Genomic DNA, 13,700 nt, shown 5'->3' with positions numbered 1-13,700 from the left:
ACGTCCGGCCCGATCATCCGGCGCCACCGGCCGGACCGGCGGGATCGCCGCGCACGAGGTCCCCGCCACCGATCACGCCTTCTTCGTACGGCCGCCGCCCAGGCCGAGGCCCACCAGGACCGCCGCCGCGAGCACGATCGCCGCGTCGATCGCCAGGACCGTGCGCACCCCGTCGAAGAGCGAGGCCTGCGTGGTGGCCAGGACACCGAGCAGCGGGATCCCGATGGTGAGGCCGACCTGCTGCGTCGTGGTGACCAGGCCGGTCGCCAGGCCCTGCTCCTCGTCGGGCACGCCGCTCGTCACGGTCAGCCCGTACGAGATGATCGCGCCGAGGTGGAACATGCTGGCCACCGAGACGGCGACGGTCGCCACCAGCGCGCCCGACTCGGCGCCCACGGCGAGCAGGGCCGCGGTCAGGAGCCCCTGGCCGAGCAGCGAGCCGACGAGCGTGCGCCGGGCACCGAAGCGGCCGATGACCTTCGGGGCGTACGAGCCGGCGACGGCCGATGCGACGCCCTGGACGCCGAAGATCAGACCGGTCCGGAACGACGACAGCTCGAGCGTCTCCTGGAAGTACAGGGTCAGCACGAAGATGACCGTCGACATCATCGAGAAGGTCACCAGGCCGCCGGCGTTCCCCCAGGCGATCGTGCGCCGCTTCAGCATCGGCAGCGAGACCAACGGGGCCGGGCTCTTCGACTCCACCACGGCGAAGGCGACGAGCAGGGCCAGGCCGGCGAGCAGCGTGCCCCAGACGTCCGCACCGCCGAAGCCGCGCTGGGCCGCCGTGGACAGGGAGTAGATCAGTGCGAGCAGGCCGCCGGTGACGGTGATGGCGCCCGGTACGTCCAGGCGCGGCCGGTCGGGGGTCCGCGACTCGGGCAGCAGACCGGGGGCGAGGGCGAGCACGATCACCGCGGTGACCGCGAGCAGCGCCATCGTGGAGCGCCAGCCGAGGGTGTCGGTCATGACGCCGCCGAGGACCATGCCGATGGTGAAGCCGAGGGACAGCAGGGTGCCGGAGATGCCGACCGCCTTGTCACGCAGCGGGCCCTCGGGGAACGTGGTGGTCAGCAGGGACATGCCGGTCGGCACGATGACCGCCGCGCCGAGGCCCTGCAGGGCGCGCCCGGCCAGGAACGACGCCGGGTCCCAGGCCAGGGTGGCCAGCAGCGAGGCCGTACCGAAGAGCGTGAGGCCGATCAGGAACAGCTTCTTGCGTCCGTAGAGGTCGGCGATCCGGCCGAAGAGGAGGAGGAAACCGCCGGAGGGCAGCGCGAAGGCGGTGACCGCCCACTGGAGGGCCGACCGGCTCAGGCCCAGGTCCTTGCCGAGGGCGGGCAGGGCCACGTTCAGTACGGAGAAGTCGAGGGCCACCATGAACTGGGCGGCGCAGAGCACGAAGAGGACCAGCTTGGCCCGGCCCGTGAGCCGTTCGTTCCCGGGGGCGGGGGCTGCTGCCCCGGGGCCGGTGGTGGTGGTTGTTGTGGGTGCCGTCGTCGTATGAGTGTCGATCGCCATGGCCACTACCCTCGCGGCCCGGGAATGCCCGTGGAGAGTGGGAACTTATCCTGTTGGTGGCACCACCAGGCAGCTGACAGGGGGAGTTAGTGGCTACACCGATCGACAAGCACCGCCGTTCCGAACTGCGCGAGTTCCTGATGAGCAGACGGGCGCGCATCACCCCCACGCAGGCGGGTCTGCCGGACGGCGGGGCCCGCCGCCGCACCCCGGGCCTGCGCCGGGAGGAGGTCGCCGTGCTCGCCGGGGTCGGGGTGTCCTGGTACCAGTGGTTGGAGCAGGGCCGCGACATCACGGTGTCGCCACAGGTCCTCGACTCGGTCGGCCGGGTCCTCAAGATGACCAGCGCCGAGCGCCGGCACCTGTACGTGCTGGCGGGGCTCAACCCGCCGGCCCTCGAGGTGGCGCCGGCCGACCGGGACATGTGCCAGGGGCTGAAGCGGCTGATCGACGCGTGGATGCCGTTCCCCGCGCACATCATGGACGCGTACTGGAACACGGTGCTCTACAACGACGCGGCGGCGCTGGTGCTCGGCATGCGCCCGGAGATCGTGCAGAACTGTCTGATCGCGTTCTTCACCGACCCCATCTACAGGGCCCGTTCGAGGCACTGGGAGGAGATCGCCTGCAACGTGGTCGCCCAGTACCGGGCGGCGTGCTCGGAGTGGCCGCAGGACGAGGGGTTCCGGGCGGTCGTCGAGGAGGCGCGGGAGGTCAGCCCGGAGTTCTCCGAGCTGTGGGACCAGCGGGACATCCGGCCCGGCGGCCAGATGCAGAAGGAGATCGAGCACCCGGTCGTGGGGACGCTGTTCGTCGAATCGACCCAGCTGCGCGTACCGGCCCGGCCCGACCTGTCGATCGTGCTGCACACCCCGCTGCCGTCCACCGACACGGCGGAGAAGCTGGAGTGGCTGACCTCGGCGGAGGGCCGCCGGGGGTCCATGTACCCGATCGCCGGCTGACCCCACCGAGCCGCCCGGGCGGCGGCTCCGGGCGCGGGCACCCGAACCGGCCACACCCGGTCCGGGTGCCCGCGACGGTCGGCTAACGCCCGTCGGACACCATGCGGGCGATCTCTTCCTCCACCCCGCGGAGTTCTTCCTGCCGGTCCATGAGGATCAGCTGCTCCCGGTAGTGGGTCAGTGCGGTGACGAGGAGATCGGCCCGTCCCGGTTCCATCGCGTACATGCGCCGCGCGGCGGCGACCGACTCGGCGCGCAGGGCCAGCGCGATGTCCGGCCGGTGCGCGAACTCGTAACGGCTGTACTTCCACAGTGCGGCGGACAGCAGGGGCAGATAGGCCAGGGGGCTCACCTGGACCAGGACGCGGTAGGCCGCGACCCGCTCACGGACCGGCGGCTTCGCCGATCCCAGAAGGGCCACCCGGGCTCGGAGGACTGCGTCGTGATTGATGTTCGCCGAGTGATTCATGACGGTGATTCTCAAAGCCGCACAGGTGCCCAAACAAGGGCAATCGACTGTGCCCTTGGTCCTACGAAAACACCCTCTGACCTGTCATGATGGGTACGTCTTCACCCCTGCGCCCCCCGGACCGGCCCGTCGGCCTCCGCGACGGGATGCCGCCCCTCCCCGATACCCCCTCGCTCCTCCCTCTCGCGCATCGCGAGCGCGTGAGCCATTCAGAGGATCATCCGAGGAGTAAATAAGACATACCGCCACATAGCACCCCTCAGGCGGTACCCCTTGAGTGGCCAAAGAGGCGTGGGGTTAGCATGTGAGCGCCGCCTAGCTCGAAAGATAAACCTGTGACTGTCAATGACGACTCGTTCACCAACTGGAAAAACCGCGAGGAGATCGCGGAGTCGATGATCCCGATCATCGGGAAGCTGCACCGGGAACAGGACGTGACGATCCTGCTCCACAGCCGCTCCTTGGTGAACAAGTCGGTGGTCAGCATCCTGAAGACCCACCGATTCGCCCGGCAGATCGACGGTGAGGAGCTCTCGGTCACCGAGACGCTGCCGTTCCTGCAGGCGCTCACCACCCTCGATCTCGGCCCCTCGCAGATCGACATAGGCATGCTCGCCGCGACGTACAAGAGCGACGACCGCGGCCTGTCGGTGGAGCAGTTCACCGCCGAGGCCGTCGCCGGTGCCACCGGTGCGAACAAGATCGAGCGCGGCGACGGCCGCGACGTCGTCCTGTACGGCTTCGGCCGCATCGGCCGCCTCGTCGCCCGCCTGCTCATCGAGAAGGCCGGCTCCGGCAACGGCCTGCGCCTGCGTGCCATCGTCGTCCGCCAGGGCGGCGACCAGGACATCGTCAAGCGCGCCTCGCTGCTGCGCCGCGACTCGATCCACGGCCAGTTCCAGGGCACCATCACCGTGGACGAGGCGACGAGCACGATCATCGCCAACGGCAACGCGATCAAGGTGATCTACGCGAACGACCCGTCCGAGGTCGACTACACCGCGTACGGCATCAAGGACGCCATCCTCATCGACAACACGGGCAAGTGGCGTGACCGTGAGGGTCTGTCCAAGCACCTGCGCCCGGGCATCGACAAGGTCGTCCTGACCGCCCCGGGCAAGGGCGACGTCCCGAACATCGTCCACGGTGTCAACCACGACACGATCAAGCCGGACGAGCAGATCCTGTCCTGCGCCTCCTGCACCACCAACGCGATAGTCCCGCCGCTGAAGGCCATGGACGACGAGTACGGCGTGCTGCGCGGCCACGTGGAGACCGTCCACTCGTTCACGAACGACCAGAACCTGCTGGACAACTACCACAAGGCCGACCGCCGCGGCCGCAGCGCGCCGCTCAACATGGTCATCACCGAGACCGGTGCCGCGTCCGCCGTCGCCAAGGCGCTGCCCGACCTCAAGGCGCCGATCACCGGCAGCTCGATCCGCGTCCCCGTCCCGGACGTCTCGATCGCCATCCTGAGCCTGCGCCTGGGCCGCGAGACCACCCGCGAGGAAGTCCTGGACTACCTCCGCGACGTCTCGCTGCACTCGCCGCTCAAGCGCCAGATCGACTTCACCACCGCCCCCGACGCGGTCTCCATGGACTTCGTCGGCTCGCGCCACGCCTCGATCATCGACGCGGGCGCCACCAAGGTCGACGGCGACAACGCGATCCTCTACCTCTGGTACGACAACGAGTTCGGCTACTCGTGCCAGGTCATCCGCGTCGTCCAGCACGTCTCGGGCGTCGAGTACCCGACGTACCCCGCCCCGGCGGTCTGATCCCGTCGCACGCGAGTCGCGCTCTCCGCGTACTCACGGCCCGTTCCACCGCCCGCCACGGGCGGCGGAACGGGCCGCGCGCGTTTGTGGGGAGGCCCGCGCGAAAACTCGGGTGTGCGGTGGACTGTTGTGCTGTTAGCTTCCTCGTGTGCCGAAGTTGAATCAGATCATCGCAGTGGAGAAGGGCGTCAAGTCCAAGTCTCTCCAGGAACTGACCCAAGCCCATCAGGACGTCCAGAAGCCGGCGTTGCTCGCCGGCATCTCGCGGACGTACCAGCCCAAGGACGAGGAGGGCGAGCAACTGCCGCCCGAGTCCACGCGGGTGCAGGTCAAGGCGGAGGACGTGCTGCGCGCGACGGCGGGAACGCTGACGCGGCTGTTCGACGTGACGGCGACGAAGGACTGGGCGAACCGCTCGGCGGCCGCGGACGTCGTCGTCGACGGAACGGTCCTGCTGCCCCAAGTACCCGTCCCGTACCTGCTGTTCCTCGAGAAGCAGCTCACCGACCTGCACACGTTCGTACGCAAGCTCCCCGTCCTGGACGCCTCGGAGGCGTGGAACCTCGACCCCTCGACGGACGCGTGGAAGACCGACCCGGTCCGCACGATCCGCACCAAGAAGGTGCCGCGCAACCACGTGAAGGCCGAGGCCACGGAGAAGCACCCGGCCCAGGTCGAGGTGTACTACGAGGACGTCCCGGTCGGATACTGGACGACGGTGAAGTTCTCCGGCGCGCTGCCGGCCCGCCGGGTCAACGAGCTCCTCGACCGGGTCGAAAGGCTCCAGCAGGCCGTCAAGTTCGCCCGCGAGGAGGCCAACGGCACCGAGGTCACCGACCAGCGCGTCGGGGATGCAGTGTTCGGCTACCTGTTCCGGTAGCCTCAAGATCGCCCCCTGTGCGAGCGGGGGGGGTGCGCGCAAAGCGCAAAGCTGAAACTGATGTTGAAGCTGACCAAGGGGTGTCAGTTGGGGGTTCGAATCCCTCCCCCGGCACACGTGCCGGGGTGGCCCAAGCCGGTAGAGGCGGCCCCGTGAAACTCAGATTCTCGCTCCAGTCTCAGCATTCGCCGCCGAACGCCGGATCGACCGAGCGCGGACGATCATCGACGGATGGGGGTTCAAGTCCCCTCTGCGCCTCTCTCGTGGCGCGGTAGTTCAAAGGCAGAACACGTCGGTCTCAGAATGATCCGCGGCTCTTAAACGCCGCCGGTGTGCGCAATTGGGTGGCAAGCTGGAGCCCGGGAGCTGGATATGCTCCCGGGCTCCGTCACGTTCCGCGCCCCGCGTTACGTTGTGGCCATGGGCATATACATGGTGAGCGTCACCGCGGAGGACTGGCACGGTGCGGACGAGGGCGGCCGGGCCGAGATCGCGTCCGGGCTGAACCGGGAACTGGGCAGGCGCGGACTGCCGCCGTACGTACCCGGGCCGGGGCCGGCACCCCGCTTCGAGGAGAAGCTGGTCCCCTCGATGGACGGCTTCGTCGAGCTGTGCCGGGAACACGGGGTGGACGACTTGCTCGCCTGGTCCGTGCTGGTTCCGGTCTCCCTCGACTCGGAGATCACGGTCGCGACGCAGGAGGAGCCCGAGGAGCCCGTCGCCATCGCCGGTGCTCCGCAGGTGTTGCTCATGGCGGAACTCCTGGCGGCGTCCGTCCCGCTTCCGCCCGAGGTCCTCGCCCCCTCCGGCCACCTCGCCCTGACCTCGTGGTACCTCGACGCCTCCGCGCGCGAAGTCCCCGGCGCAGACAGGACTTTCCACACCGCCCTCCACCTCCACGCGGCGCGCCACTGCCTGGCCCACGGCTGCCCGGTGGTCTACAACTGAGCCCGCGAGGGCCTCTGGGAGCGCAGGAGGAGGAGGGCGGTGTCGTCGGTGCGCGGGGCGCCGCTCCGGGCGTGCTCGATGAGGTCGTCCGCCAGATCGTCCAGGGGGTGGTCTCCGGGGGTTCCCGTGATGCGCGCGGCGACCGCGTCGATGGCTTCCTCGAGGTCCTCGCCGGGGACCTCGACCAGGCCGTCGGTGTAGAGGGTGAGGAGGGTGGCGGGGGTGAAGGGGATCTCGACGGCCGTGTACGAGGCGTCGGGGTCGATGCCCAGGAGCAGGCCCGGCGGCAGGTGGAGCACCTTCGTCGGGCGGTCGCCGTGGCGCAGCAGGGGTGGCGGGTGGCCGGCGGTGGCCAGCTCGGCGGTCCGGGCCGCCAGGTCGATGTGGGCGTACAGGCAGCTCGTGAACAGCCCCGGTTCGAGGTCGGTCAGCAGCCGGTTGGTGCGGGTGAGGACCTCTTCGGGCGGTGCGCCGGCCGTGGCGTGGACGGCCGCGCGGACCTGGCCCATGAGCGCGGCGGCGTTCACGTTGTGGCCCTGGACGTCTCCGATGGCGGCCGCGACCGTGGTGTCGTCGATGCGGATGAGGTCGTAGAAGTCACCGCCGATGTCGAGGCCGTGCGCCGCGGGCAGATAGCGGGCGGCGACTTCGAGGTGCGGGATACGGGGCAGGGCGTGGGGCAGCAGGCCGGTCTGCAGGCTGTGGGCGAGCTGGTGGGTGGAGTCGTAGATACGGGCGCGGTCCAGGGCCTGGGCGATGAGCCCGGCGATGGAGGTGAGAACGGCCCGTTCGCCGGGGGCGAAGGTGCGGGGGCGGGCGTAGGCGAGGACGAGGGTGCCGATGGGGCGCTTGGACGCGATCAGCGGCAGAAAGGCCCAGGCGGCCATGCCGTCCGCGACCACGATGGCCGGGAAGGCGGCCAGGAGCTCGCTCACGTCGCCGAAGAACAGCGGATTGCCCGTACGCAGGCCGTGGGTGATGGGGGTGTCGAGGCTGAGGGGCATGCCGTCGTAGCGGGCCATGAGCTCGGCCGGGTAACCGCGGTGTCCGACCATGTGCAGGCGCTGCTCCTCCGCCACCAGGAGGGCCATGGCCTGGGCGCCGAGCGCGGGGACGAGCTGGTCGGCGGCCTGGTCGACCACGTCCTGGGCGTGGGCGGCCTCGGTGAGGCTGGCTGCCAGGTGCATGAGCTGGTAGAGGGCGGTGGCCCGGCTGGGTGACGGCTCCGCTGAAGCGGTCGTCGGGGTGGCGGGTGGCGGGGCGGGCTGGTCGGCGACCGGCCTGATGCGGACGCTGATCCCGGTGTCGTCGGGGTAGAGGTCGAACCGCAGGTACCGGCCGATAGGGGGCGCGGCGGTGAAGCTGCGGGGCATCCGGCTGATCACGGTGGCCCGGTAGTGGTCCTCGATGGTGGGGTTGTCCATCCAGGGAAGGGCCTCCCAGGGCAGGGCTCCGCGCAGCTGGGAGACGGGTGCGCCGAGCAGCTCGGCGGCCTCGGGGGTGATGAAGGTGATGGTGCCGTTCAGGTCGAGTGCGCAGTTGCCGCCGGGCAGCCTGCGGACGAAGGCCAGGGCGGCGGCCGCCTCGACCGGCCCGGGTGTGGGAGGCGGGAGCGGTCGCAGTATGACCGGGTGTGCCGGGGGGCGGATCGGGCGGCCGCCGGCGGCGGCCTGTCCCAGGACGTGGGCGAGACGGTGGCAGGACGACTCCACGGACCCGCGTTCCCCGTCGGTCAGGAGGGGCCCGTGGGAGCCGGGCCACAGGAGTACGAGACCGGCCCCCGGGGGCCCCTCCCGGTCGGCGGCCTGGGCAGGGAGCGGGGCGGCGGCGAGGGCGAAGTCGTACGGCAGGACCAGGCCGATGCGCGGGTAGCGGCGGGCCGTCTCCTCCTGGCCGCCGAGCCAGACGAGCCGGCTGTCGCGGACGGCGTCGGCCACGGGGATGGGATCGTCCAGCCCGACGCGGGACCAGGGCAGCGCGAACTCGCGGGACACCCCGGCGGCCATCGCCAGGTGCAGGACGCGCCGGGTGGGGTCGGGCAGGTAGAGCATGCCGATGGACGCCCCCGCGTCGCTGCAGGCATCGAGCAGCGCCTCCCCCAGCAGCCGCTGGTCGGCCCCCTCGGGCCGCGCGGCCCGCTCGGCGCCCGCGCCGGCCCCGCCGCCCTCGCCGCCCTCGGTACCCTGGTCACGCCCTGGAAGGTTTCGCACCCGCCCATGTTCCCTCCCCGCCCTCCCGCACGTCGGCACCCGCCCGCCCCGGGCGAGCCCGCACCCGCGTCCGGCGGTACCGCCGTCAGGGGCGCCGGCACAAGGCGGGGTCGGGGTGGTCGTCGAAGCCGAGCGCACGGTAGAGCGGCTCGCCCTCGGTGGAGGCGTACAGGTCCACGCGGGCGGCCTCGCGTTCCCGGAACCAGTCGAGCAGGGCCCGCATGATCGCCCGGCTGTGGCCGGGCAGGACTTACCGCCCCGACCGGCACCGCGCGCGTTACGCGTAGGGGTCGAACGGGATGGGGGGCTTGGCGGCGTTCAGGGCATCGCCGAAGCGGCCGTCGGAGATCTTGATCGTGGCGGAGCCGAAGTCGGCGGTCATCAGCTTGTCGCGGAACCCGGCCGGGTAGCCGTTCCAGCCGACGAGGCGCGGGTAGAACCAGTTGCCGGTGTGGTTCTCCGCGGGCTCGTCGTTGCCGTTGGCGAGGCGGTAGAAGTGGGTCGAGGCGCCGTCCTTGTGGTAGACGACCTTGGCGTGCGTCCCGTCGAAGCGGACCTGTGAGCGGGGGTACCACTTCCAGCCGCTGTGCTGCGAAGTCGACACGTACTGGACTTCGTTGTCCTTGATCCAGACCACGACGTGCTCGAAGTCGTGGCGGTGCCCGATGGCCGCCGGGCCGAGGGTGGCCTGGTCCTTCTCGAAGTAGCCGGCGTACATGACGGCGCACCAGCCGTTGTTGCACTTCTCGCGGGAGTACGTGTTGGAGTTCTGCAGCTGGGCGTAGTCCCGGCAGTGGCCGTTCACCGCTCCCCCGAGCTTGAGGCCGGGATTGAGGGCGCCGCTGCTGCTGATGGCGGCGGTGGCGTAGCAGCCGTCCCCGTCGTAGTCGAAGGCGGGCGAGAAGGTCTGCTCGAGGCCGTCCGCGTTCTGGGGCAGGGACGGCATCACATCGGCGACGGCGACGGCCGGAAGGGTCATCACGAGGGCCGCGGCACCGAGGCCGACGGTGGCCGCGGCCCGGTGGACTCTGGCCCACCGCTGACGGCGGAAGGTTTCTGCATGCTCGTTCGTCGACGCCGACAGCAAGCTGCGCACATCATCTCCTCGGCCTGTACTGCTGGTTCCGGGTTCCGGGCACCATCGCGTTCCCTGGTCGCACGACCAGTGCCACGCTAGCCGGGCAGGGTTCGGGCCGGGGTCGAGTCGGGCGAATTCCAGATGTACTCCGATGCCGCGTCGAGAAGCCATTCGGCGAGGTAGCCGGCGAACGAGGAGCGCACCAGGACCCGGAATCCGGGCCGGTGTTCGTCGTGCGGGACCAGCACCACCTGAGCCCGGGCCAGCGTGGTCTGGGCGCAGCGGCCGGCGCCGAAGGCGCGGGGGTGCAGGTCGAGGGAGCAGCCGTGCGCGAGGAGTTCGGCGGCCCGGGCCCCGCCGACCTGCAGGGTGGTGCGCTGTGCCGAGACGTCGACGACTGCCGCGTGCCGGTCGCCGACGGCCTCGCTCAGCCGGGCTTCGAGGTGCGTCCGGGTTCCGGCCGGGCCGATGACCAGCCATTCGTCCGGGCCCAGCCACAGCGCCGCGAACTCGCCCCCGCGCGCGACCGTGTTGGGTTCCAGCGGCAGCGGGAAGCCGAGCGCGAGTCCCACGGCGTCCGCAGCCGGGCCCTTGGGGTCGAGCCGTACGTCGACCTGGGCGAGGAAGGGCAGTTCCGCCAGCCGCAGGGCTCCGCCCGAGGCGCGGGTGGCAGCGGCGAAGCGTTCGGCGTACGGCGCCAGCGGGCTCGGCCCGGCACGGCGGGCGTCGGTGTCAGCCATCGCGGCGTGCCCCCTCGGGGTCGTAGAGGACGGGACCGGTGACGGTGACCGGGACCAGGCCGCCGCCCACCGGTGCGTACAGCCGGTCGCCGATGCGCTCCCGGCCGCCCTTGACCAGGGCGAGCGCGAAGGTGCGGCCGAGCGCCGCGCTGCGGTAGCTGGAGGTGACGTGTCCGAGCATCGGCACCGGAGGTTCGGGCAGCGGGGCGGCAGCGACCAGTTGGGTGCCTTCGGGCAGCAGGACGGCGGGGTCGTCAGGCAGCAGTCCGACGAGGTGCTTGCGGTCGGGCCGGGCGGTGTCGGGCCGGGTGTACGAGCGCTTGCCGATGAAGTCGGGCTTCTTGCGGGACACGACCCAGCTCATGCCGAGGTCCTGCGGGGTCACGGTGCCGTCGGTGTCCTGGCCGACGATCGGGTAGCCCTTCTCGGCGCGCAGGACGTGCATCGTCTCGGTGCCGTACGGGGTGATGCCGAGGGGGCGGCCCCCCTCGTACAGCGCCTCCCACAGCTCGGGGGCTTCCCACGGCAGTACGTTGATCTCGTACGCCAGCTCGCCGGAGAAGCTGATCCGGCACACGCGGGCCGGGATCCCGGCGACGGCCGTGTCCCGCCAGGCCATGAACGGGAAGTCGGCCGCGTCCACGGCGAGTCGGGGGGCGAGCCCGCGCAGGACGTCCCGGGAGCGCGGCCCGACGAGGGCCACGGTGGCCCACTGTTCGGTGACCGAGGTGCAGTGCACGCGCAGTTCGGGCCACTCCGTCTGGAGCCACTCCTCCATCCAGTCCAGTACGGCCGCGGCATTGCCGGTCGTGGTGGTCACGAGGTAGCGGTCGCCGGCGAGGCGGATGGCGGTGCCGTCGTCGAAGACCATCCCGTCCGGGCGGCACATGACGCCGTAGCGGATCATGCCGACCTTCAGGGTGCTCATCATGTTGGTGTAGAGCCGGTCCAGGAAGACACCGGCGTCCGGCCCCTGCACGTCGATCTTGCCGAGGGTGGAGGCGTCCATGAGGGCGACGCCCTCGCGGGCGGCGCGGCATTCGCGCAGCACCGCCGCCGCCTTGTCCTCGCCGGCCTGCGGGTAGTACCAGGGCCGTTTCCACTGGCCGACGTTCTCGAACTCGGCGCCGTGCGTGACGTGCGAGTCGTGCAGGGCGCTCACGCGTACGGGGTCGTGCAGCAGGCCTCGGTCGCGGCCGGCGAGCGCGGCGAAGGAGACCGGGGCGTACGGGGCGCGGAAGGTCGTCGTGCCCAGCTCGCCGACGTCGACGCCCAGCAGGTGTGCGACGACTCCGCTCGCGAGGACGCCGGAGGTCTTGCCCTGGTCGTTCGCGGTGCCCGCCGTGGTGTAGCGCTTGAGGTGTTCCGCCGAGCGGAGGCCGGCGCCCGTGGCGCGGGCGAGGTCGTCGACGGTGACATCGCGCTGGAGGTCGACGAAGCTGCGGGCGGTGTCCGCCCCGGGGACCACCCACAGGTGCCGGGCGGGGGTCCGGGGCTGTTCGGCGACGGGCGGGAGCGGGAGCGCGTCGTGGGCGGTGAAGCCCTCGGCCTCGAGGGCTCGGGTTCCCGCGGCCCGGCCCTCGGTCAGGCAGCGGGAGAGGTCGAACGCACCGCGTGCCGCGCCCGCGGCCTCCACGGCTTGGCGGCAGCCGTCGGGGACGAAGGTCCCGAGTACCGAGTCGTACCGCAGGCGCCCGCCGGCCTGGCTGAACAGGTGGACGACCGGGTTCCAGCCGCCGGAGACGAGCAGGAGGTCGGCGGGGATCTCGCGGGCGGCGGAGCCTTCCCCGGAACCGGGCACGGTCTCGGTCACGGTCACCGAGGAGACCCGGGGTGCGCCCGCGGTGCCCGTCACCACGTGCCCGGTGAGCACCTCGATGCCGGCCTCGGCGGCACGGCCCGCCCACTCCCCCGGCCCGGGCCGGGCGTCGACGACCGCGGCGATCGCGACACCCGCCGCGGCCAGGTCGAGTACGGCCGCGTACGCGCTGTCGTTCGTGGTGAACACGACCGCGCGGCGGCCCGGTACGACACCGAACCGGTGCAGGTACGTACGGGCGGCCCCGGCCAGCATCACGCCGGGGCGGTCGTTGTCGGCGAAGGCGAGCGAGCGTTCGTGCGCGCCGGTCGCGAGCACGACCCGGCGCGCCCGGATCCGCCACACCCGCTCGCGGGAGACGTGCGCGTGGGCTTGCGCACCGAGGTGGTGGGTGCGGCGCTCCACGGCGAGCACGTGGTTGTCGTCGTAGTGGCCGAAGACGGTCGTGCGGAGCAGTACGCGGACCTCGGGCGCCGCGTCGAGCTCCGCGCCCGCCGCGGCGGCCCACTCGGGCAGCTCGCCCGTGCCGAGCAGGCTGCCGCCCGGCTCGGGCCGGTCGTCGGCGAGGATCACGCGGGCCCCGCTGCGGGCTGCCGCCGTCGCCGCTGCCAGGCCGGCCGGGCCGGCGCCGACGACGAGCAGGTCGCAGTGGGCGTGGACCGCGTCGTAGCGGGCCGGGTCGGGTGCGGTGGCGAGCCGGCCCTGCCCGGGGAGGCTGCTCGCGACGAGCCCGTCGTACAGCTCGACGGCCGTGGCGGGCAGCATCGGCTCGGGGAAGGGTTCCTCGATCTGTACGACGGCGTTCGGCTCCTCGGCTCCGGCGGTGAAGATCCCGCGCGGACGGCCGAGTCTGATGCTGCTGCCGGCCTGGTGGACGCCGTGGGCGAGCAGCGCCGAGGCGAGGGTGTCGCCCCGGTAGCCCTCGTACGCGACGCCGTCGAAACGGAAGCGGAGCGGCTGGTCCCGCCGGATGCGGCCGCGGTCGGGCAGCCGGAAGGGGTGCACGGTCATGAGCTCACCGGCCTCGGCTCGCCGGTCCGGTAGACGGAGCGGATCTCGTTGGTCGCCGTGTCCCGGACGACGTTGAACCAGCGGCGGCAGCCGTCCGCGTGGCTCCACCGCTCGGCGAAGGGGCCCTTGGGGTTGTCGCGGAAGAAGAGGTAGCGGGCCCACGCCTCGTCGCTCAGGGCCGCCGGGTCCGGGGGGTAGGGCACGTGTGCCTGGCCGCCGTAGTGGAACTCGGCCTCGTCGCGGGGCCCGCACCAGGGACAGGGGATGAGCAGCATCGTCTC

At 71.6% G+C, this 13,700-nt stretch carries 10 protein-coding genes and 1 pseudogene; 4 read left to right on the top strand and 7 right to left on the bottom strand.

Annotated features, from left to right (window positions below; genetic code table 11):
* Positions 1–72: 72 nt before the first annotated feature.
* On the bottom strand, positions 73–1,521 hold the full coding sequence (locus OHT74_RS35225) for an MFS transporter (protein ID WP_328622456.1): 1,449 nt from the start codon (positions 1,519–1,521) through the stop codon (positions 73–75).
* 140 nt (positions 1,522–1,661) lie between these two features.
* Between OHT74_RS35225 and OHT74_RS35220 the strand changes: the two genes are divergently transcribed.
* Positions 1,662–2,483 (top strand): helix-turn-helix transcriptional regulator, encoded by an 822-nt coding sequence (locus tag OHT74_RS35220; protein WP_266673313.1) that lies wholly within the window; start codon positions 1,662–1,664, stop codon positions 2,481–2,483.
* Between the two features lie 82 nt (positions 2,484–2,565).
* Here the strand turns inward: OHT74_RS35220 and OHT74_RS35215 are convergent, their stop codons facing one another.
* Complete coding sequence (locus OHT74_RS35215) at positions 2,566–2,952, bottom strand: hypothetical protein (protein ID WP_328622455.1); 387 nt, start codon at positions 2,950–2,952, stop codon at positions 2,566–2,568.
* A gap of 335 nt (positions 2,953–3,287) precedes the next feature.
* Here OHT74_RS35215 and OHT74_RS35210 point away from each other — a divergent pair, with 335 nt between their 5' ends.
* The 3 genes from OHT74_RS35210 (at position 3,288) to OHT74_RS35200 (ending at position 6,561) form a co-directional block, all read left to right on the top strand.
* Positions 3,288–4,733: a glyceraldehyde-3-phosphate dehydrogenase gene (locus tag OHT74_RS35210; protein WP_266670357.1), complete on the top strand. Its 1,446-nt coding sequence runs from the start codon at positions 3,288–3,290 to the stop codon at positions 4,731–4,733.
* 148 nt (positions 4,734–4,881) lie between these two features.
* A complete protein-coding gene (locus tag OHT74_RS35205; protein ID WP_267001729.1) occupies positions 4,882–5,613 on the top strand; it encodes a DUF7873 family protein in 732 nt (243 codons plus the stop codon).
* 420 nt (positions 5,614–6,033) lie between these two features.
* Positions 6,034–6,561, top strand: a complete 528-nt coding sequence (locus OHT74_RS35200; protein WP_328622454.1) for a hypothetical protein — start codon at positions 6,034–6,036, stop codon at positions 6,559–6,561.
* Here OHT74_RS35200 and OHT74_RS35195 read toward each other — a convergent pair.
* The 5 genes and pseudogenes from OHT74_RS35195 to OHT74_RS35175 form a co-directional block, all read right to left on the bottom strand.
* Positions 6,552–8,612, bottom strand: coding sequence for a SpoIIE family protein phosphatase (locus tag OHT74_RS35195; protein ID WP_443047752.1), 2,061 nt, complete (start codon positions 8,610–8,612; stop codon positions 6,552–6,554). The two genes, OHT74_RS35200 and OHT74_RS35195, sit on opposite strands and share 10 nt — an antisense overlap.
* A gap of 244 nt (positions 8,613–8,856) precedes the next feature.
* Entirely contained in the window at positions 8,857–8,994 is a 138-nt protein-coding gene (locus OHT74_RS35190; protein WP_328622452.1) for a hypothetical protein, read from the bottom strand.
* Positions 8,995–9,048: 54 nt separating this feature from the next.
* The gene (locus OHT74_RS35185) at positions 9,049–9,750 is read right to left on the bottom strand and encodes an NPP1 family protein (RefSeq protein WP_266673309.1); all 702 of its coding nucleotides are present in this window, start codon (positions 9,748–9,750) and stop codon (positions 9,049–9,051) included.
* Between the two features lie 194 nt (positions 9,751–9,944).
* Complete coding sequence (locus OHT74_RS35180; RefSeq protein ID WP_328622451.1) at positions 9,945–10,589, bottom strand: sarcosine oxidase subunit gamma; 645 nt, start codon at positions 10,587–10,589, stop codon at positions 9,945–9,947.
* Positions 10,582–13,694 (bottom strand): annotated as a pseudogene (locus OHT74_RS35175) (sarcosine oxidase subunit delta family protein). Before OHT74_RS35175 ends, OHT74_RS35180 begins: the two are co-directional and overlap by 8 nt.
* Positions 13,695–13,700 lie beyond the last annotated feature (6 nt).

Source organism: Streptomyces sp. NBC_00354, from assembly GCF_036106915.1.
Classification (GTDB): domain Bacteria; phylum Actinomycetota; class Actinomycetes; order Streptomycetales; family Streptomycetaceae; genus Streptomyces.
Note: the sequence above shows the minus strand (reverse complement) of the source record. Positions and strands in the feature narration are given on the sequence as shown.